Here is a 20,178-nt window from a genome sequence, read left to right as displayed (position 1 = left end):
TGACACTTGGCGTGCGGGCCTTAACAAAGTAAGCAGACGTTTTTTTAATGAACGCGGGAGTGGTAATGACACATTCACACCATCACCATCATGGTAATCACTTGGGCTGGGCTGTATTGGTTAATGTTTTACTCAGTGTGGCGCAAGTAATTGGTGGCGTACTTTCTGGCAGTTTGTCTTTGGTGGCAGATGCCTTGCATAACTTAAGTGATGCCGGGGCATTGGTTATCGCTTTGGTGGCGCAAAAAATTGCTAAAAAGCCAGCCTCAATGCAATTAACTTACGGCTATCAGCGCGCTGAAATAATAGGAGCTTTGCTTAACAGTGCTTCGTTAATTATTATCGGTTTTTATTTGCTCAGCGAAGCCGTTGCTCGTTTTATCAATCCTGAGCCCATTAATGGCTGGATTGTTGTGTGGCTAGCGGGCTTAGCACTGGTAGTCGATGTCATCACCGCGCTTATTACCTATGCCGCCGGCGCTAAAACCAGTCTCAATATCCGCGCCGCCTTTATTCATAACGTATCGGATGCTGCGGCGTCGGTTGGGGTGATCATTGCCGGTACTCTGATCATCTTATATCAATGGTATGTTGTTGACTTAATTGCCACTGTGATTATATCTGGATACGTCATTTACCATGGTCTGGCGCTGAGCAAAAGCAGCATTGCCATCCTGATGCAGGCCACGCCTGAAAGCATTGATATTAAAGCCGTAAAAGCGTTTATTGAACAACAAGAAAAGGTAAAAGCGGTGCATCATATTCATGCCTGGCAGCTCAATGAGCATGAGCTTATTTTAGAGGCACAGGTTAAGGTGATAGACGCGCCATCGCAAGTAACATTGAATGCGATTAAGTTGGGGCTAGAGCAGCAGTTTGATTTAACCCACACCACCATTGAGTTATCACAAACCCTAAGCGAGCCTGATAACTGTGTCAGCGTGAATTAACCATTAATAGCTTTGACAAAGAAGTACTATTCAGTGCCAAAAGTGGCTAGTATGTATTACTGATGCTGTTTAAGCTTACGGCAACAGCAACTGAGAGTAAGAATGATGTATTCAGCTAAAACCTGCTCACAAGCCAGGCATAGCCGTGATGCTAGGTTCGATGGCCTATTTTTTGTCGCAGTCAAAAGCACAGGGATCTACTGTCGTCCTATTTGTCCAGCTCCGGCGGCCAAAGAGCAAAACGTCGAATATTACCGTTATGCCCATAATGCGGCGCAAGCGGGTTTCCGCCCTTGTATTCGCTGTCGTCCAGACAGTGCCCCTGGCAGTTATGCATGGTTAGGTAACGAAACGACCGCGGTAAGGGCGCAAAAGCTTATTGATGAAGGTACCTTACTAACGGACTCTACTGCCGATTTAGCAGCACGCTTAGGGATCTCAACTCGGTACTTAAATAAGGTATTTGCCCAATACCTTGGCACCAGCCCAAAACAATACGCCTTATACCAACAGTGCGATTTGGCCAAGCAGTTGCTGCAACAAAGTAATTTAGACATCACCACGGTGGCATTTGCCGCCGGCTTTAACTCGGTGCGGCGCTTTAATGATGCGTTTTTAAAAGCCTATCAACTGAGCCCAAGTCAACTGCGCAAAAACACTACGGCGCAAACTAGCATTACCGTCTACGTGTATTATCGTCCGCCCTATAATTTGCAAAGTATGCAGCGTTTTTTAAGTAGCCGGATTATTGCCGGATTGGAGTGGCTAAGCGATAACAGCTATGGTCGCACTGTGACGCTCGGGGGCAGCAAAGGCCGATTTACTGCGACGATAGAGCCAAGCCAGCACCGCTTCAAAGTAGCGGTAGAAATCGCCGACGTCAGTCAATTATATCGTCTATTGGCACAGATCCGCCGAGTGCTGGATGTCAGTGCCGATACCGAGTTTATTGAGTCTCATCTGCACCGTGCTGCGCCATCGCTGCCGTTACAACAAGGTCTTAGACTGCCGGGAATATGGCATGAGTTTGAAGCCGGAATACGGGCTATTTTAGGGCAGCAGATCAGTGTCATTGCCGCAAAAAATTTGCTCACAACGCTTATTCATGAGCTCGGCGAGCAAGACGGTCGGGGTAATTACTATTTCCCAAGCCCTGCTACCATTGCCGCCAGTGATCTGGCCTTTTTTAAAATGCCACAGCGACGCAAAGATACCCTGAGGGCCTTGGCCAGCTACTACCTAGGCGTTGAGCATCAACCGCTGGATACTTGGTTGCAAATCAAAGGCGTAGGGCCTTGGACCGTTGACTACGCCAAAATGCGTGGTCTTAGCCACCCTGATATTTACCTAGGTGGTGATTTGGGGGTGAAAAAGGCCATGGCGCAATCCCCTGAGGGAATTGATATTGACGCCTGTGCGCCATTTCGCTCGTACTTAACCTTTCAATTATGGCAACAACTATGAATCTCGAAACGTCGTTAGACTCACCCACAGGTCAGTGGATTATTCAGGCTTCCGAGCTGGGGGTAAGTTATGTGGGCTTTTATCCCAAACAGCGCTACCCTAAAGGGGAAAATATGCATTTACTGGCCGCTCAGCAGCAATTAAGTGAGTACTTTAGCGGCGCTCGTCGTCAATTTGACTTATCCTTGGATGTTAGTGGCACCCCATTTCAGCAGCAAGTGTGGCGCTTGCTTGCTTGCATTCCCTTTGGCGAGACCCAAAGCTACGGCTGGATAGCCCAACAGCTGGGAAAACCAAAAGCCGTGCGAGCGGTGGGAGCGGCTAATGGTAAAAATCCGCTCAGTATCGTGGTACCTTGTCATCGCGTGATTGGGGCCAATGGTAAATTAACCGGATATGCTGGTGGATTAGCCGCTAAACAGTGGTTATTACAGCACGAGGGGGCAAGTTGGTGTGAATAGGTTATACTGACTATAACCTAACTTAGGAGGTTGCGTGCGCTATTTGTTGGTCACATTATGGTTAGCTGTTTGCGTCCCTGTTCAGGCCGGCACCCTGGTTCGCTTTTGTTATGAAGACAAAGACGCACCGCCTTTTATTCATGGTGCAGGACTAAAGGTCCCCGCAAGCAACCCAGGTCTCAGTATTGAGTTGATACAAACCATCGATGCTCTGGTACCCGAAGTTAAGTTTGAGTATGTCCGCAAGCCATGGAATCGTTGCCTGCATGAGTTACAACAAGGCCGGGTGGATGCGGTTTTGGCCAGCTATCGCCAAGAGCGGGAGTCATTTATGGCTTACCCAAAAAATAGCGACGGCAGTTTGGCAGAGCAATACGCAGTTAATCGCATCGGCAGTTGTTTATTGCAACACAAGCAAATTGATGCGCCACTTAACGTCAATAAGAGGTTGCGCCTAGCCATTCCTCGTGGCTATGCAATCAAGGGCTTGTTACCTAGCAATTATTCTATATTAGATACTGATTCATTACCCCAAGCAATACGGTTAGTGGAACAAGGTTTATTGGATGCTACGGTTGGTTTATGTCAAATAGGTAACATGGCTATTGAGCTTGCGCCAGCGTTTGCACAGCTCAAAGCGGTTTATCCGCCATTAGAGGTGAGCTATGGTTTTGTTAGCTTTTCGCGGCAGTTTTATGGTCAATATCAGGACGCAAGCAGGCTGATTTGGCAAGCCAGCCAGCAAATCGATTTAGATCAAATGTATCAAGCCTATTTATTGCAGCAATCTTCGCCGTAGACCTTTTACTGGATTGCCAGTAAACTGGCGCGAAATTTTTTACGCAATGAATCACTATGGCTCAGCTCTACTTTTACTACTCAGCAATGAACGCTGGAAAATCAACCACTTTATTACAGTCCGCCTTCAATTACAGAGAGCGCGGTATGCAGCCCTTTATTATTACCGCAGCGATAGATAACCGCGCCGGAGTGGGCAAAGTGGCCTCACGGATTGGTCTTGAAGCAGAGGCCCATGTGTTTGATGCACAAACGGATGTCAAAGCTATGCTGGCCGCTCAGCATACGCAAAGTAAGCTTGATTGCGTGTTAGTGGATGAATGTCAGTTTTTAACTAAGGCACAAGTGGAACAATTAACGGACATCGTTGATGAACTTAAAATACCAGTACTGTGCTATGGACTGCGCACGGACTTTCGCGGTGAACTGTTCGAAGGATCACAATACTTGTTGGCTTGGGCCGATAAACTCATTGAATTAAAAACCGTTTGTCATTGTGGCCGTAAAGCGAACCGAGTACTGCGAACCGATGAGCGTGGTAATGCGATTGCCAGTGGCGATCAAGTGGTTATCGGAGGCAATGATAAGTACGTCTCTTTATGCCGCAAACATTACAAAGCAGCATTAACACAATAATTTCTTTTGGCGCATGAAAAAGTCTTAGGTTAGCGTGCAAAACCTACAATAATTGCCTTACTAAGTTTGGTAAATCCATGCTTATGTACCATGCTTAGAGCAGTATTGATAGGAGCCTCATTGCTATGAATCAACCGCTGTCTTTTCTGCGCCCAAGCGAGCCTCAAGAGGCCGAGCCAAAATCCAATGTGCCGCCATGGGTTGTGTTAGTGGTCGATGACGACCCTGAAATTCATGGGGTCACTAAATTGGTGCTCGCCGGCTACCGATTTGAGTTGCGGCCATTGCAGCTTTTGCATGCATACAGTAAAGCTGAGGCCATTGAGATGATGTCGGCACGCGAGGACATTGCTCTAATATTGCTCGACGTCATTATGGAAACCGAAGAGGCGGGCCTTGAGTGCGTGCAATACATTAGAGAGCAGCTCGGCAACAGCAAAGTCCGCATTGTGCTGAGAACGGGTCAGCCTGGCAGTATTCCAGAGCATGAACTGATGCTACGCTATGACATCAATGATTATAAACATAAAACCGATCTCACCAAGTCGCGCTTGTTCACCACCTTAACCAGTTCTTTGCGATCGTATAAAGATATCTTGCGGCTGCAGTCACTGAGCCAAGAACTCAGCGCACTGAACGATGGTCTGGAACAAAAGGTACAGCAACGTACGCAAGAGCTAGAGTCTTCCAACCAAGCCTTGCGCGACGCCTATCAACGTATAGAACAACAGCAACAAGCCTTAATCCAGTCAGAAAAGCTCGCTTCAGTGGGTCAACTGGCGGCAGGAGTGGCCCACGAAATAAACAATCCGTTGGGCTACTTAAAAGGCAATTTAGAATTTGTCCAAGGCACTTTGGTTAAGTTGTCTAAGGCATGGCAACAAATGGCCAATGAGCCAAGCTTAACGCCAGAGTGCGCTACTGCGTTGGCGCAGTTAGAGCAAAGTTACCAATTAAACTGGGCGCTCAGTGAAAGCGACGACGTAATGGCGGAAATGCACACTGGCCTAGACCGGATCCAAGCCATTGTTAAAGAGTTGAGCGTGTTTTTTGAGACCAACCAAACGCAATTTCAACAGGTGGATTTTGCCAGTCAAGTGTTGGATGCGGTACTGATGAACTTACAGCTTGCCGGAGTGGACCCTACGCTTATCAAGCGTAATGAGATTCAGCCGGTCGAGCTCACGTGTGCTCCAGCACTGTTAGAGCACGCCATTTTTTGTTTACTACAAAATGCCCTAGAGAGCTTTGGTCGCCACCGTCAAGCCGTAGAGCTGCACACTGCGGTCACTAACAATAACTTACAGATCACCATTAGAGACCGTGGTGCGGGGATTGCCAGTGATGATATCCACCGTATCTTTGACCCCTTCTTTACCACCAAAGCCGCAGGGAATCATGCTGGCTTAGGGTTAACTGTGGCCACTAATATTGTTAAAGCACACGGTGGTGATTTGCATATTCGCTCAAGCTTAGGTGAAGGCACCACAGCGGTGCTTGAAATACCAATAAGTTAACGACTGCTATCAAACTGTACGCAGCGGACAGAAAAACTGTCCGCGGACACTTTATCTCTTACCTTAAATTGCAAAAAACCAAGTAAATCATAAAGTTAAAAGTTGGCATCAAGCTGGTATCTGTTTATCCCAGATGAACGAATTGCAGGATACTAACATGCTGACACTGATTTTTTTCCTTTCCCCAAGTGTGGTCCTTATGGTGGCCGCGGTATTTGAGCTGTTTGCCTTTTACAGCGGAGGTAAAACACTGTGATAAAAGATACCAGTTCGCAAGATACTCCAGTAGCACAGCACACAGGCAAGCGACGCATTTTAGTCTGGCTCATTATCAGCGTGAGTGCGGCATTGTTACTCGCTTATGTGTGGTTAAATGAACATGGAGCGACAAATTCGGTAGCTAAGGAGCGTATACAAATTGCAGAGGTAGCCAGTGGCAGCTTTACAAGAGACATCGCCGCAACCGGTATTATTGTTGCTGCCAATGCACCACAAATATACAGCCCCGAGAGTGGCTATGTTTCCCTTAAAGTGAAAGCGGGTGACAGCGTCACTAAAGGCCAAGTGTTGGCGACGGTTGATAGTCCCGCACTGACTAATCGTTTACAACAAGAGCAAGCGGAACTCGAGCGCTTAAAAGGGGTATTGGAGGGGAAAAAGCTGGATGTCAGAAGGCAAAACCTGACCCTCAATCGTACTTTAGACCTGGCAAAAGTAGAGCTGTTAGCAGCACAGCGAGAAGACCGCCGAGCACAGCTTTCCATTGCCAAAAACCTCATCAGTCAAATCGATTTAGAGGAAGCACAGGACGATTTAGCTCGGGCAAAGTTGAATTATGCCCATGCCGAGCAAGAAGTGGCTCTGGGTAAAGACACCTTGGCTTTTGAGCTTAAATCAGTGGCGAACCAGCTTGAGCGGCAACAGCTTATTGTCGCGGAATTACAACGCAAGGTTGCCAGCTTAAATGTGGTGGCACCGGTGTCGGCGATTGTGGGCAATTTATTGGTTGAGCATAAAGCCTCGGTTTCGGCTAACGAAGGTTTGATGAAGCTGGTGGATTTAAGTGCTTATGAGGCAGAGCTACAGGTACCTGAAAGTTACGCCCAAGAATTAGGGTTGGGCATGACGGTTGAACTGAAAATAGGCAACGACACCATTGCTGGACGTTTATCGGCCATTTCACCGGAAGTGAATAATCGCGAAGTCACTACCCGAGTTCGGTTTTCAGATCAGCAGGTTTCAGGGATACGACAAAACCAGCGGTTATCGGCACGAATTTTATTAGAGCACAAAGACAACACCCTGAAAGTCAGGCGAGGGGCCTTTATGAATGCTGGTGGGCACGTTGCTTATAAGCTCGAGGGTGAAGTAGCAAAACGGGTAGAAATCACCACTGGAGCCAGCAGTATCAGTGAAGTAGAAATCATTGCGGGGCTACAGCCTGGCGATCAAATTATTATCAGTAACTACGATGACTTTGAGCGTGCTCCTCGTATTTTATTAAGATAAAAATAAGTGAGAACAATATGTTAGAAATGAATAATGTGGGCAAAGTTTATCAAACAGAAATGGTGCAAACCCATGCTTTAAAAGGCTTTAATTTACAGGTAAATGAAGGCGAGTTTATTGCCGTAACTGGGCCATCTGGCTCTGGCAAAACCACGTTTCTGAACATTGCCGGCATGTTGGAAAACTACAGCAGTGGCCGTTACATGCTTGATGGCATTGATGTTGGTAAACTCAATGACAATCAACGTGCAGACCTAAGAAATCAAAAAATTGGCTTTATCTTTCAAGGTTTTAACCTTATTCCTGATTTAAACTTATACGAGAACGTAGAAGTGCCATTGCGATATCGTGGTATTAAGGCTGCGGAGCGTAAGCGCCGCATTGAACGCTGTCTTGAACAAGTGGGATTGGCCGGCCGTGCTAAACACCTGCCGCAGCAACTTTCAGGAGGCCAACAACAGCGTGTGGCCATTGCTCGAGCATTGGCTGGCGAACCGCGCTTTTTACTTGCGGATGAGCCCACCGGTAATCTCGACAGCCTCATGGTACGGCAAGTGATGGAATTGCTTGAACAAATTAATCGCGATGGCGCCACCATTGTGATGGTGACGCACGACCCCGAGCTTGCTCGTCGAACACCACGAAATATTCAGATTGTGGATGGCCAAGTAGCGGACTTTACCTTGTACCAAGGGAGTCCTAACAGCGATAAAACAGCACCAATAGGAGCCTAAATCATGTTTCGCCATTATCTCGATTTAGCTTGGCGCAGTCTCAAAGCAACGCCTTTGGCGACCGCGCTAATGACGCTGGCGATTGCCATTGGCATTGGCGTCACTATGGTGAGCTTATCGGTTTATCATATGATGTCTGCGGATCCCATTCCCAGTAAGAGCAGTCAATTACATGCAGTACAATTACAGACCATGGATGAGGGCAATACTTATCACACCTCCGATGATATTCCCTACCAGCTGACCTTTCAGGATGCCAGCAACCTGTATCAAAATTTAGAGGTTGAGAACAAAGTCGCTATGTTCAAGTCGGGCTTTGCTGTTCATATCAATGACCCTAAAGTGACGCCTTTATTGCAAGAAACGCGACTCACCACCAGAGAGTTTTTTAATATGTTTGCTTTGCAGTTTTTACACGGTGATGCTTGGAGTCAAGAGCAAGCTGAAAACATCGCCCCAGTGGTGGTGATAGATGAAACCATTGCCCAAAAGCTGTTTGCGCGTACCGACGTTGTTGGTGAGAACATTTACCTAGCTCAGCAGCGTTATCAAGTGGTGGGAGTGACAAAAGAGTGGCAGCCCACAGTAAAAATGTACGACCTCAATAATGGTGCTTTTGACTATGCTGAGCGGATTTTTATTCCATTTAGTCATGCCGGCGCTTATGAAATTGATACTTGGGGCAACACCAATGGCTGGAAACGTGAAGATATTCAAAATTACAAGGATAAGATGAATTCTGAACTGCTGTGGACGCAATTTTGGGTAGAGCTGAACAGTGACAACGAAAAACAAGCAGTACAAACCCAGTTAAATAACTACATTGAAATGCAACAAGCATTGGGGCGCTTTAACAGCGATGCCCCGAAAGCGGTCCTGCGTAACGTCAATGAGTGGTTAAGCTACAATGCCGTGGTCAGTGAAGACAACAAGGTGATGATAGGGTTGAGCTTTATGTTTTTGGCCGTGTGTTTAGCCAATATTCTCGGCTTATTGCTAGCAAAATTCTTGAAAAGAGCGCCAGATGTTGGGGTACGCCGTGCCCTTGGCGCCAGTAAAGTGCAAGTATTTTATCAGCACCTTGTCGAAGTGGCCGTACTTGGTTTAATTGGCGGTGTGGTTGGTATAGCGCTGGCACAATTGGGGCTTTGGGGGATCCGTGCTACCAATCACCTGTACCAAAGCATTGCCACAATGGATCTGAGTATGCTGTTAGCAGCGCCCATGATTGCCATTACAACCTGCATCATAGCGGGCCTATACCCGGCTTATGTGGTGTGCAGAACATCCCCTGCCAGTTATTTAAAAGTGCAATAAGGAGTGAATGATGTTGGAACTAAAACCGATTTTTAATGCTTTGTTGCGCGCTAAAGTAGGTGCCATATTGGCGATTTTGCAACTGGCCTTGACCCTGGCGATTGTCAGCAATTCGCTGTCGATAGTCAGTGAGCGGGTAAGCTATTTAAATAAGCCGACCGGTTATCCAGAAGAGGCCATTTTTAAGCTTAACACCTTATCGTTTGCACAAGGTAATGATGCCAACCAGCAGGTAATCGCTGATGAACAGACTTTAAAAAGTATACCTGGCGTTATTGATGCCGTTGTTGTCAGTTCCGTTCCCTTGTCTGGCGGCGGTTGGAATTCAGGGTTTAATTTAACCCCAGAGGAAGACAATAAAACAGTAAACTCAGGCTATATGCGTAGTAATCAACAGGCACTTAATACTCTAGGTGTTAAGCTTATTGCAGGTCGCGATTTTACTGCCAATGACGTGTTGATCACCGATGAATACGCTAAGCAACCCGATGTGGTGATAGCCAGTAAAGCCTTTACCGATGAAATGTTTGGTGTTGATAAAGGGCTTGGTGAGACCATTTACCATGGCGGTGGGGCGCTAAAAGTGGTGGGGATTGTTGAACGTATGACCAACTCTTGGCCGCGCAGCAGTAATGCCGATCGTTTTATTATCTTCCCCATGGTTAAGTCAGAGAAGCTACAGCAATTTTTAGTGAGAACAGAGCCACATCTGCGCGCAGAGGTGATGAAGCAAGTAGAGGCCGCATTATTACGCGAAAATCCCAATCGCGTGGTAACCGATACAAAAGGGCTGGATGAGAAAAAAGCCCGCTACAATGCTAAGGACCTGCTGATGCTTAGAATGTTAATTGTGCTTATCACCGCATTGGTGGTGGTGACGGCGCTTGGGATCTTTGGCTTGACGCAATTTAATATTAGCAAAAGGACCAAGCAAATTGGCACTCGCCGTGCGCTTGGGGCCAGAAAGTCAGCTATTGTGCGGTATTTTATTGTTGAAAACACCATGGTGTGCTTGGTGGGTCTAGTGATTGGTAGTGTGGCGACTTTTTATTTAGGGCAGCAATTGATGCGCTTATATTCCGTTCCGGCGTTAGAGGTTGGCTATGTCTTGGTCACCGCGGTGGGGTTGATATTGTTGACCTTGTTGGCGGCGTACTTCCCGGCAAGAAAAGCGGCGGATATTTCGCCCAGTATTGCGACCCGAAGTGTCTAATTGGTGTATATTGCTGTGCTAGAATCCTACTATTGCACAGCAATGGATATAAAAATAAATAATGATGGATAAAATTTTACTGGTTGATGATAACCCTGCGGTGCTCGATTCATTATCACTGCTGTTGGAGTTACATGATTTTCAGGTGGTGACGGCGGCCTCGCCCCTTGAGGCCATCAAAGTAGTGTCTTATCAAGACATTGCTTTGGTGATCCAAGACATGAACTTTTCTGCTGATACTACGTCGGGGGAAGAAGGCATTGGTTTATTTCATCAACTCAAAGCCATTAATGGCGATTTACCGATCATCTTGCTCACTGCGTGGACGGAGCTGGAAACCGCGGTTGAGTTAGTCAAAGCCGGGGCGGCCGATTATTTGGCAAAACCATGGGATGATACCAAGCTCATCACCAGTGTGACTAACTTAGTGGCGCTTGGGAAAGCACAGCAACGGCTTGCCACTTTGCAGCAAAAAGAACAAGAACGTAAGGCATTTAGCCAAGGAGCTCAGTTATGTGGCGTGGTCTATGAAAGTGCTGCGATGCAGCGACTCATTGATATGGCACTGCAAGTGGCCAAGTCGGATGTGTCGGTGTTGATCACCGGGCCGAACGGCAGCGGTAAGGAAAAAATCGCAGAAATCGTGCAAGCCAACTCTGCGCTTGCTGAGCAGGCTTTTGTTAAGGTTAATGCCGGCGCATTGCCTAGTGAGCTGTTAGAAGCCGAGTTGTTTGGTGCCGAAAGTGGGGCTTACACAGGAGCTAACAAACAGCGCATTGGTCGCTTTGAAGCCGCAGATAATGGCACCTTGTTTTTAGATGAAATTGGTAATTTACCTTTGTCTGGCCAAACCAAGTTATTGCGTGTTTTACAAAGTGGCGAATTTGAACGCTTAGGTTCCGTGCAAACACAACGGGTGAAAGTCAGAATGATCTCGGCGACCAATGCCGACTTAGCGTCTGACATTGCGGCAGGGCGCTTTCGTGAAGACCTATACTATCGCTTAAATGTGATTGAATTAGCGGTGCCCCCTTTGTCGCAGCGTCGCGATGATATCCTGCCTTTAGTTCAGTACTTTTTGCCACAACATACCATCAGCGCCGAGGCCCGCAAGATGTTGCTAGAGTACACTTGGCCTGGCAATGTCAGAGAACTTGAAAATGCCTGTAAACGGGCCGCGGTACTAAATCCAAATGGTGAGCTTAGTAGTCACGATTTTGGCATAGACACCAGCGAACGCCTGTCGGTGAAGACCAATACTGCAGTCAGTGTAGAGCCCAGCAAGACGGAAATTGAGGCCGCACTGCGCACCCACATGGGCGTTATTGCTAAGGTTGCCAGGCAGTTTAATATGAGTCGTCAAGCCTTGTATCGGCGGCTGCAAAAATTTGGCATAGAGTATTAAGGTGAGCCATGTTGTCATTTAAACAAAATGCATCCATGCTCGCGCTAAGTGTGTTCAGCGCTTTTATTCCAGCTTGGTTTTTATTACCAGAACCCATGTGGGTGGCAGTGACAGCCGTGATTGTCTTTGTCTGTGCTTTGGTAATGCAAATGCTGCTGTTACGCTCACGCAGAGCTGCATGGCAAGCTCTAGAAGTTGGCTTACTAAATTTTAAAGACGGGGAATTTACTACCGCTATCCATTATCAAGCTGACAATGAGCTGGGCCAGCTTTGTCAGCTATTTAATGATACTGCCGCGCAGTTAAGGCAAGAAAAACAGTGGTTATATCAACGTGAACTAATGCTAGATAAGGTGCTAGAAACGTCACCTCAAGTGCTGGTGTTAGTCGATTCTAATGATCGCGTGATATTTGCCAATAGCAGTGCAAAAACGTTTTTTAATCACCCGCATCGTCTAGAAGGAGAGCGTTTTTCGGTACTGCTTAATGCACTGTCGAGCGAGCTAAAACAAGCGGCTAGTAAACGACTTGACGGCTTGTCTTCCATGGTAACAGCGGGCGGCGAGTCACACATGTGGCATTTGGCCAATGGTGAATTGCTACTCAATAATCACTACCATCACTTATATATTTTCAAACAATTCACACGAGAATTGAGCCGCCAAGAAGTGCAGGTGTGGAAAAAAGTCATCCGTATCATTAGTCATGAACTGAATAACTCTTTAGGTCCTATTTCATCCATGTTGCACAGTGGCCAAATTCTCTCTGAGCGCTTGGCCGAGCCGAAATTAAGCCGAGTTTTTGCCACCATTGAAGAACGTATTAAACATCTCAGTGAATTCGTTCAAGGCTATGGCAAGTTTGCCAAGCTGCCATCGCCGAAGTTACAGGCCGTCAATTTTCATAAGCTTTGCAATGATTTGCAGCAGCAGTGGTCGTTTCGCTGTGAATTACAGCAGCAGCAACTTTTGGCTGATGAAACCCAAATTGAGCAATTGCTGATTAACTTGATTAAAAATGCCGTTGAATCAGGCTCTGCAGCCCAAGATATAGCGCTTAAGACAAAGCAACAAGGGAACCAAGTGATCATTCATGTGCTGGACCGCGGCGAAGGGATGAGCGATGCGGTGATGGCCAATGCACTGATCCCATTTTATTCCACCAAGTCCAGCGGCACGGGTTTAGGCTTGGCGCTGTGTCGTGAGATAGTGGAAGCTCATCATGGTCAAATTAGTTTGTTTAATCGCAAAGGTAAGGGCTTGTGTGTTGAGGTGCGGTTACCCAACCATAGTAATGCACCTCACAATGTAAGCGCTTAAGGTATTACAAAACAAACTTCAGCAGTCTTGCGCGAGCTACTTAGGTGGATCAATTGCATGATTAATGCTGGTGTTGAGTCGAAACCAACCGGCAATCGAGTAACGTTTTTGATTGGCAACCAGCACTTCATGGGGAAACTCATCACTGAGGAAGGTCACCAAAGTGCCATAATTAGGCACTACTTTAGTGTAAACCTGTTGCTGGTCTTGTGGCTGATACACCACCAATTCGCCGCCATTGTCAGCCGACCAATCTTGATTTAAATACAGTACAATGGTGAGAATGCGATTCGCTTTACCTTTAAAGGCATCTAAGTGCTTTTTATAAAAAGCGCCTGGAGGATAAACGGCGAAGTGGCTCTCATAGCTAAATAATCCCATAAACAAGCGGCGATTCAGAAAGATTTTGAGTTCATCCATGTAATTCAGCCAAGCCGCCTCTAATTCATGATTGCTGTCCAGCCAGTGAATTTTATCACGGCGGATTTTAGCATTGGTTTCATGCTCTTGAAGTCGACCTATGCCCGCTTGCTTCAAATCTTCTTGGCTTAAGTTGGTGATCCTTTGACTTAATTTAGACAGGATATGGGCTGGGACCAAGTTGGTTTGGATACTGATCCCGTCGCGCTGAATGTCTTGCGCCAGCTGTTCAAAGGGGAATTCGATGTCTAAATTTAGCAATGTAGTGAGCCTCTATTTTGGTTGAGACTCTTTTACAGTGATACCCCTTTATAATCCAACAAGTTAATTTTACCTTGTCGATAAGCGGATCTTGTCGATGATAACGTCACAGGCGTCTTCGATTAAATCGAGTACCAGTTCAAAGCCATTTTCACCGCCATAGTAGGGATCTGGCACTTCAGCTTGAGCTGCTTCACCATAATCTAAAAACATCTGAATTTTGTGTTGATAGTGCGCTGGGCATTGCGCTACTAAGTCTTGATAATTGGCGTTATCGGCACACAGCACCAAATCAAATTCAGCAAAGTCGCTGGGCTTCACAGGTTGCGCTTGCATGGCGCTAAAATCGTAACCGCGAGCTGTACCTGCCGCCACACTGCGAGGGTCAGGTGGATTGCCTTGGTGATAACTAATGGTGCCAGCCGACTCAACGCGAACGTCTAAACCGGCTTCAGCAAGGCGTTTTTTTAAAATCGCTTCCATGGTCGGTGAGCGGCATATATTGCCCATGCACACCACTAAAATCGCATTAATCTGACTCATACTGTGGTTTCCAAATAAATAGTGTAACGGCCACTATAGTAACCATTTTTATTGCGCGACAAAATAAGCGGCGGCAATGGTTGCCGCCGATAGAGCACTAGCCTAGTTTGGCAGGTTTTCGTGGGGGCCGAATACTTCATAAAAAATGTGGCTTGGGTTGACGCCAAGGGCCAGAAGTTGTGCCTTAATTTCAGCCATAAAGCCAACCGGACCACATAGGTAAAACTCACCATGTTGCAGTGGTAAACGATGCCGCATTGAGCTTAATGCCATTGTGCCTTGGATGGCATTTGCGCCACCAGAGTCCAGCCAATATTGGTATTGAAACTGGCTAATTTGCTGCCCAGCGGCAAGGATTTCATCAGCAAAACCCAGTTCTTCAGCAGTACGGTTAGCGTGAAGAAACACCGCTGGTATATCGGTGAGTTGTGTTTTATGTGTGGCCAGCATACTCAGCATCGGCGTGATCCCAACGCCAGCACTAATATACACTTTAGCTTTACTGTTAAGGTTGAGGGTAAAATCGCCCGCTGGCGCTGACAGGGAGAGACGAGCACCAGGTTCTAGGGTGTGAAGGTATTGCGAAACTTGACCATCGCGCTTTACCGAAATACGTAGATAGTCATGCTGCGCGGCTGCAGATAAAGAGTACTGACGAATTTGCTGCAAGCCGGCGATCTCTTTAGGCACAAACACAGAGACAAACTGACCTGGTGCGAAATTGGGCAAAGCACCCTCGTTGCTGGGTTTGAGATAAAAGCTTTTTACCGATGGGGTGTGGTTAACCACCTCCATCAGGGTAAATTCACGTTGACCTTGCCAGCCCCCTGTTTGCTGCGCAACAGTTTCTGATAGGCCGTGTTCCGCGCTAATGAAAAGGTCCGCCAAGTATTGGTAAGCCGCTTGCCACGCTTGCTCGATGTCATGACTAAATTGTTCGCCAAACTCAGCTTTAAGCGTAGCGATTAAATGATGACCAACAATGGGGTAGTGTTCAGGTGCGATCCCCAAACTGACATGTTTGTGATTGATCCGAGTGATCGCGGTTTTTAGTGTCTCGGGCTCATCAATATAATGTGCATACGCCGCCAGCGCGGAAAATAAAGCCAAGGGTTGTTTGCCCGATTGTTGATGAGATTGGTTAAAAATTCCTTTGAGATCGGGGTGATGGAAAAACAGGCGGCGATAAAACTGCTGTGTGATCTCAGGGCCCACTTGGGCAAGCAGAGGGGCACTTTGTTTTACCAAAGCAATGGTGTTATTTGAAAGCATCTATCTCTCCAGATAATAATAGATAAGTTAACTTAACCGACATGGCCATCAATGCGTTTTTGCAGCAGCATTGGGGCGTAGGTATAAAGAAATAAGGCAAAACCAAGAACCCAAACTAGGGCGCTTAAAAGCCAGCTAAGGTGAGGGCTGATAAAATGCCCAAGTAAGGCTCGAAGCAAGCCCGATGTAGCAATACAGCCATAAACGACAGTAGTGACAAAGCCCGTCTCTAGGGCGCGGCCGGTGTGGCCGAGAGTAACCCGTGACATCATCGCCAAAATCATCAATCCCATGCCTGTAATGGCAACAAGGTGAAGGTGACTTTTTACGTGCTCGCTGGCCCAGCTGTTGCTATACGCAAGAAGTAATAAACCCAGAGCGACAGTCAGGTAAGATAAATACAACGACCATAATAACGGTACCTTGATGAGTTTGCGGTTAAACCAATCACAGGCTCTTTTCAGGTGTAGCAGCGCTAAAATGGCTAACACAGTACTGAGAATAAAATGGGAAGCGCCTGTCATTTGCCAGAGGTAACTTACTAGAGCCGCTAGGGCGACGATAAAAATACTGCGGTCAAGGCGCAGTGAGCGAGGGGCTTGTGGTGTATTCGTCCCCCGAGCAATAAAGAAAGGAATAACCCGGCCGCCAACCACGCCAATTAACAATAGGTAAGCCATTAAACTCGATTGCGCGATATCACTGACTAATTGGTAGTCTTGGCTGCGCAATAAGATTAGAAACAGGGCATTACAGCTGCAAATTAGGGCGGTAATAAAAATAAACACCCGATTATGGCGCGACTGGGCGGTAATAATGACGTGGCTTAAGTTGATGATCACCAGCAGCCAAAACAGCATTTGTAAGCCTAAGGTGAAGGTAAGCCCTAGATCATTGATAAAAAAACTCAAGCGAGCAGCAAGCCAGACGCAACATAGCAACAGCAATGCTTTGCCATTTAGAGTCTGTTGTTGTGTCCAGTTTTTGGCTGCGGTCAGTAAAAAGCCAGCGACTACGGCGGCGACTACCCCAAACAACATCTCATGGACATGCCAAAAGGTGGCAGGGTAAGGGGCACGCCAGCTGATGTTACCTGTCAGTATTAGTGCCCATACGCTAATACTGACTACACTGAGGCTAGCTGCCAATAAGAATAGCGGCCGAAAAGCCAGCATAAAGAGGGGCCAAGTAGAAATAGAACGCCACTGAAAAACGCGCCGGCTTGGTTCTTGTAATTGCAGCAAGCTCACTTAGCGCACCTCCATACCAAGTTGATAGAGGCAAACACAGCGACTAACGTAAGCTAATTTCACTACCGCGGCGATGACAATGGTCGCGATATGAGCAGTTATTTGTACTTCAAGGTTATAGTGCTCGGCACTAAAGTAACTGATATGTATAGTAACAATAAACAGCAATAGCGATAAAACTAAGGTGATATTGCTGTATTGCAGTAGTTGTTTTAGACGACTCATGGCAATGTACTCAAAGGAATAGATAACGAGACATTGCAGAGAATAGGCCAGTTTTTATATCTATAATAATCAATTGGTTAAGTATTTGATATTGAGTTTTGTGTCAATATGACCTACCTTATTCAGGTTTATAATTAATAATTAGGTCAAAATGACATGAATGGGGTTGAGTTATCGAAGTTATTAGAGCTCAGTACTACCTTGTCGGCTCAGCTTCATTGTTATGAGGGGGAGGACGTAAAGCCCTTTGCTGAGTTGTTACTGCACGCTTTAGCGAACTGTATTGATTCTGATGCTGTTGCGGTGCTACAAGGTAATGAACATGCATTGGCGATTGTCGCGTGTCATGGCTTGAGCTCGGATGCCATTGGCCGTGAGTTTATGTTGTCAGAACAACCGCGTTTGGCGGCAATCACGCACGCTCAAGGAATGTGTCACTTTGCCGCAGACAGTGAATTACCAGATCCTTATGATGGTCTGTTGTTGGCGGCATCGAATAGATTACCCGTTCATGCTTGTATGGGCTTTAGAGTGGTGGCAGACAACTCCATCTTAGCCGTGACCTTTGATAGTTTACAGCCGCAGCATTTCGCTGCCTACTCAAGGGTATTCTTACAAACGCTACAGCACATTGTGGAACATGCCAGTAAGCAGCTTATTCAGATCATTACACTGAAGCAGCAATTGCGCTCTAATACAGCGCAACGACCACACAATAGCGTTAAACAGCAGCGTTTAATTGGCGAGAGTGCGGTCATGTTGGCGTTGAAAAATGAAATAGCCATGGTGGCTGACTCAGAGTTTAACGTATTGATCCAAGGTGACACAGGGACAGGCAAAGAGTTGGTAGCCAAGCGGGTGCATGAACTGTCACAACGTGCTAAGTCTCCTTTTGTACAGGTAAACTGCGCCGCATTACCCGACAGCATTGCCGAAAGTGAGCTGTTTGGTCATACCAAAGGCGCTTTTACTGGGGCTGATAAAGCCCGCCAAGGTAAATTCATGGCGGCAAACGGCGGCACCCTATTCCTCGACGAAGTGGGTGAGTTAAGCCTCAATCTACAAAGCAAGTTATTGCGAGCTCTGCAAGGCGGTGAAGTGCAAGCTGTAGGGTCTGATAGGGTGGATGTGGTTGATGTCAGAGTAGTTGCTGCCACCAATCGTGATTTGCAAAGAGCGGTTGCTGCGGGGAAGTTTCGTGCAGATTTATTTCATCGCTTAAGTGTCTATCCATTGTTGTTGCCGACATTATCTCAGCGGTTAGACGACGTGCCCTTGCTGGTGGGGTATTTTTTAGAGCGCCTGCGTACCCGGCTCAACGTCAATCAGGTGGTGATGGCAAAAGCGGCGTTAAATCATTTGTTACAGCATGATTGGCCGGGCAATGTCCGGGAGTTAGAGCATTACCTTAGTCGCGCGGCTTTAAAAGCCAAACACCAACAGTGGCAAGCGGACATTATCGAAATTCAGCAGCAACACCTTGAACCCTTTGTCGCTGCAACCGCCAGTACAGGAGAGAAACCACAGAGTATTGCCCTCAGTCCCCAAAGCTCCATGAAAGCTGCCGTTGAGCAGTTACAAAAGCAACTTATTAGCCAAACTATGCAAAGCCATCACTGCAACTGGTCTGCTGCAGCAAGAGCGTTGCAAATGGATCGGGCAAACCTAGTGAGACTGGCTAAACGCTTAGGCATTGACGTAAAAAAGCAGCTACAGTAACGGGTTAGACTCAGGCTTATATAAGAAACCCTAAATGTAATAAAAATTGTTCTTAATACTCTTATAAGTTGTTTATTTTAAAAGAGTATATTAAGAAAACTGTTATTTTTATTTATTCTTGCGAAGTGCCAATAATGAACTAGGGTTAAGTAGCGTCATTAGAAATCTTTAGGGGGCCCTATGCAGGGTAACAAGCAAGTGATCACAGCACTGAACCAAGTGCTAACGCTAGAGCTAACGTCGATTAATCAGTTCTTCTTGCACGCCAGAATGTATAAAAACTGGGGCTTAGAAGAGCTTAACGAAAAAGCCTATAAAAAATCCATCAAGGACATGAAGCAAGCCGATGACTTAATTGAGCGCATCTTATTTCTCGAAGGTCTTCCCAATTTACAACACCTTGAAAAACTGCGCATTGGTGAACACACCGAAGAAATGATGGCATGCGATTTGGCCTTCGAGTTGGAACAACTACCGCAACTGCGCCAAGCCATTGCGCTTTGTGAAACCGAACAAGACTATGTCAGCCGCGATCTACTTGAGTCTATTTTAGAGTACGAAGAAGACTATGTGGATTGGTTAGAAACGCAACACTTCTTGATTAAGAACACTGGCATAGAAAATTATTTGCAGTCGCAAATTGAGGGGTAACGAATGCAAGGTAATAAAACCATTATCGATTTATTGAATAAACAACTGACCCTTGAGTTGTCGTCGATGGATCAGTATTTAGCTCATGCAAAAATGTATGAAGACTGGGGGCTTGAAAAACTCCATCAAAAGCTCTCTCATGAATATGAAGAAGAGCTGGATCATGCTAAGCGCATTACCGAGCGCATTTTGTTTTTAGAAGGTAGCCCCGACACCGCTTCGCGAGCCGATATCCACATTGGTGAAGACGTAAAACAAATGCTGGAAAATGACTTGGCCGCAGAAATTGTGGTGAAAGACCATTTGAAGAAAGTCATTGCCGTGTGTGAGCAAGAGCAAGATTATGTTACCCGCGAGATGCTAGAGAGCTTGCTAGATGATACCGAAATGGACCACATTTACTGGTTAGAGCAACACTTAAATCTTATTAAACTCATTGGCTTACCGAATTACATTCAAAGCCAGTTAAACCACACACCAGCTGGTTAACCCTTGCCTAAGAGGTGGTTGTGTC

20 protein-coding genes are annotated in these 20,178 nt (G+C 46.5%); 15 read left to right on the top strand and 5 right to left on the bottom strand.

All coding sequences use genetic code 11. From position 1 onward, the window contains the following. The first annotated feature begins 65 nt into the window (after positions 1-65). From R3P39_RS00880 to R3P39_RS00825, 12 genes are all read left to right on the top strand, one after another. Positions 66-950, top strand: a complete 885-nt coding sequence (locus R3P39_RS00880; RefSeq protein ID WP_336565125.1) for a cation diffusion facilitator family transporter — start codon at positions 66-68, stop codon at positions 948-950. A gap of 105 nt (positions 951-1,055) precedes the next feature. After that, positions 1,056-2,414 carry a DNA-3-methyladenine glycosylase 2 family protein gene (locus R3P39_RS00875; RefSeq protein WP_336565605.1) on the top strand — a complete coding sequence of 453 codons (1,359 nt, stop codon included), beginning with the start codon at positions 1,056-1,058 and terminating at the stop codon, positions 2,412-2,414. After that, complete coding sequence (locus tag R3P39_RS00870; RefSeq protein WP_336565124.1) at positions 2,411-2,875, top strand: methylated-DNA--[protein]-cysteine S-methyltransferase; 465 nt, start codon at positions 2,411-2,413, stop codon at positions 2,873-2,875. The genes R3P39_RS00875 and R3P39_RS00870 overlap by 4 nt, the downstream gene beginning before the upstream one ends. Positions 2,876-2,909: 34 nt before the next feature. Beyond that, positions 2,910-3,674 (top strand): substrate-binding periplasmic protein, encoded by a 765-nt coding sequence (locus R3P39_RS00865; protein ID WP_336565123.1) that lies wholly within the window; start codon positions 2,910-2,912, stop codon positions 3,672-3,674. A 56-nt stretch (positions 3,675-3,730) separates the two neighbouring features. Beyond that, positions 3,731-4,309 carry a thymidine kinase gene (locus tag R3P39_RS00860; protein WP_336565122.1) on the top strand — a complete coding sequence of 193 codons (579 nt, stop codon included), beginning with the start codon at positions 3,731-3,733 and terminating at the stop codon, positions 4,307-4,309. Between the two features lie 125 nt (positions 4,310-4,434). Further along, entirely contained in the window at positions 4,435-5,826 is a 1,392-nt protein-coding gene (locus tag R3P39_RS00855) for an ATP-binding protein (protein WP_336565121.1), read from the top strand. 252 nt (positions 5,827-6,078) lie between these two features. Next, positions 6,079-7,335: an efflux RND transporter periplasmic adaptor subunit gene (locus tag R3P39_RS00850; protein WP_336565120.1), complete on the top strand. Its 1,257-nt coding sequence runs from the start codon at positions 6,079-6,081 to the stop codon at positions 7,333-7,335. 17 nt (positions 7,336-7,352) lie between these two features. Beyond that, complete coding sequence (locus R3P39_RS00845) at positions 7,353-8,069, top strand: ABC transporter ATP-binding protein (protein ID WP_336565119.1); 717 nt, start codon at positions 7,353-7,355, stop codon at positions 8,067-8,069. Between the two features lie 3 nt (positions 8,070-8,072). Further along, entirely contained in the window at positions 8,073-9,386 is a 1,314-nt protein-coding gene (locus R3P39_RS00840) for an ABC transporter permease (RefSeq protein ID WP_336565118.1), read from the top strand. A 10-nt stretch (positions 9,387-9,396) separates the two neighbouring features. Further along, positions 9,397-10,599, top strand: coding sequence for an ABC transporter permease (locus R3P39_RS00835; RefSeq protein ID WP_336565604.1), 1,203 nt, complete (start codon positions 9,397-9,399; stop codon positions 10,597-10,599). Positions 10,600-10,663: 64 nt separating this feature from the next. Continuing rightward, positions 10,664-12,004, top strand: a complete 1,341-nt coding sequence (locus R3P39_RS00830) for a sigma-54-dependent transcriptional regulator (RefSeq protein ID WP_336565603.1) — start codon at positions 10,664-10,666, stop codon at positions 12,002-12,004. An 8-nt stretch (positions 12,005-12,012) separates the two neighbouring features. Next, the gene (locus R3P39_RS00825; protein WP_336565117.1) at positions 12,013-13,323 is read left to right on the top strand and encodes a sensor histidine kinase; all 1,311 of its coding nucleotides are present in this window, start codon (positions 12,013-12,015) and stop codon (positions 13,321-13,323) included. Between the two features lie 36 nt (positions 13,324-13,359). On the opposite strand, the gene R3P39_RS00820 is transcribed toward R3P39_RS00825, so the two are convergent. From R3P39_RS00820 to R3P39_RS00800, 5 genes are all read right to left on the bottom strand, one after another. Next, positions 13,360-14,004 (bottom strand): 2OG-Fe(II) oxygenase, encoded by a 645-nt coding sequence (locus tag R3P39_RS00820; RefSeq protein WP_336565116.1) that lies wholly within the window; start codon positions 14,002-14,004, stop codon positions 13,360-13,362. A gap of 69 nt (positions 14,005-14,073) precedes the next feature. Continuing rightward, positions 14,074-14,547 (bottom strand): low molecular weight protein-tyrosine-phosphatase, encoded by a 474-nt coding sequence (locus R3P39_RS00815; protein ID WP_336565115.1) that lies wholly within the window; start codon positions 14,545-14,547, stop codon positions 14,074-14,076. Between the two features lie 102 nt (positions 14,548-14,649). Continuing rightward, complete coding sequence (hmpA, locus tag R3P39_RS00810; RefSeq protein WP_336565114.1) at positions 14,650-15,819, bottom strand: NO-inducible flavohemoprotein; 1,170 nt, start codon at positions 15,817-15,819, stop codon at positions 14,650-14,652. Positions 15,820-15,851: 32 nt separating this feature from the next. After that, entirely contained in the window at positions 15,852-17,069 is a 1,218-nt protein-coding gene (locus tag R3P39_RS00805; protein ID WP_336565113.1) for an NnrS family protein, read from the bottom strand. Continuing rightward, entirely contained in the window at positions 17,070-17,294 is a 225-nt protein-coding gene (locus R3P39_RS00800) for a hypothetical protein (RefSeq protein WP_336565112.1), read from the bottom strand. Between the two features lie 156 nt (positions 17,295-17,450). Between R3P39_RS00800 and norR the strand changes: the two genes are divergently transcribed. From norR to bfr (R3P39_RS00785), 3 genes are all read left to right on the top strand, one after another. Beyond that, a complete protein-coding gene (gene norR / locus R3P39_RS00795) occupies positions 17,451-19,013 on the top strand; it encodes a nitric oxide reductase transcriptional regulator NorR (protein WP_336565111.1) in 1,563 nt (520 codons plus the stop codon). A gap of 180 nt (positions 19,014-19,193) precedes the next feature. Beyond that, positions 19,194-19,664, top strand: coding sequence for a bacterioferritin (bfr, locus tag R3P39_RS00790; protein WP_336565110.1), 471 nt, complete (start codon positions 19,194-19,196; stop codon positions 19,662-19,664). Positions 19,665-19,667: 3 nt separating this feature from the next. Beyond that, complete coding sequence (bfr, locus tag R3P39_RS00785; RefSeq protein WP_336565109.1) at positions 19,668-20,153, top strand: bacterioferritin; 486 nt, start codon at positions 19,668-19,670, stop codon at positions 20,151-20,153. Positions 20,154-20,178 lie beyond the last annotated feature (25 nt).

Source organism: Pseudoalteromonas sp. UG3-2, assembly GCF_037120705.1.
GTDB lineage: Bacteria > Pseudomonadota > Gammaproteobacteria > Enterobacterales > Alteromonadaceae > Pseudoalteromonas.
Note: the sequence above shows the minus strand (reverse complement) of the source record. Positions and strands in the feature narration are given on the sequence as shown.

Coding starts and splice junctions, on each gene's coding strand:
- R3P39_RS00880 (WP_336565125.1), top strand. CDS start 66: ATGACACATTCACACCATCACCATCATGGTAATCACTTGGGCTGGGCT.
- R3P39_RS00875 (WP_336565605.1), top strand. CDS start 1,056: ATGTATTCAGCTAAAACCTGCTCACAAGCCAGGCATAGCCGTGATGCT.
- R3P39_RS00870 (WP_336565124.1), top strand. CDS start 2,411: ATGAATCTCGAAACGTCGTTAGACTCACCCACAGGTCAGTGGATTATT.
- R3P39_RS00860 (WP_336565122.1), top strand. CDS start 3,731: ATGGCTCAGCTCTACTTTTACTACTCAGCAATGAACGCTGGAAAATCA.
- R3P39_RS00855 (WP_336565121.1), top strand. CDS start 4,435: ATGAATCAACCGCTGTCTTTTCTGCGCCCAAGCGAGCCTCAAGAGGCC.
- R3P39_RS00845 (WP_336565119.1), top strand. CDS start 7,353: ATGTTAGAAATGAATAATGTGGGCAAAGTTTATCAAACAGAAATGGTG.
- R3P39_RS00840 (WP_336565118.1), top strand. CDS start 8,073: ATGTTTCGCCATTATCTCGATTTAGCTTGGCGCAGTCTCAAAGCAACG.
- R3P39_RS00835 (WP_336565604.1), top strand. CDS start 9,397: ATGTTGGAACTAAAACCGATTTTTAATGCTTTGTTGCGCGCTAAAGTA.
- R3P39_RS00830 (WP_336565603.1), top strand. CDS start 10,664: ATGGATAAAATTTTACTGGTTGATGATAACCCTGCGGTGCTCGATTCA.
- R3P39_RS00825 (WP_336565117.1), top strand. CDS start 12,013: ATGTTGTCATTTAAACAAAATGCATCCATGCTCGCGCTAAGTGTGTTC.
- R3P39_RS00815 (WP_336565115.1), bottom strand. CDS start 14,547: ATGAGTCAGATTAATGCGATTTTAGTGGTGTGCATGGGCAATATATGC.
- hmpA (WP_336565114.1), bottom strand. CDS start 15,819: ATGCTTTCAAATAACACCATTGCTTTGGTAAAACAAAGTGCCCCTCTG.
- R3P39_RS00800 (WP_336565112.1), bottom strand. CDS start 17,294: ATGAGTCGTCTAAAACAACTACTGCAATACAGCAATATCACCTTAGTT.
- norR (WP_336565111.1), top strand. CDS start 17,451: ATGAATGGGGTTGAGTTATCGAAGTTATTAGAGCTCAGTACTACCTTG.
- bfr (WP_336565110.1), top strand. CDS start 19,194: ATGCAGGGTAACAAGCAAGTGATCACAGCACTGAACCAAGTGCTAACG.
- bfr (WP_336565109.1), top strand. CDS start 19,668: ATGCAAGGTAATAAAACCATTATCGATTTATTGAATAAACAACTGACC.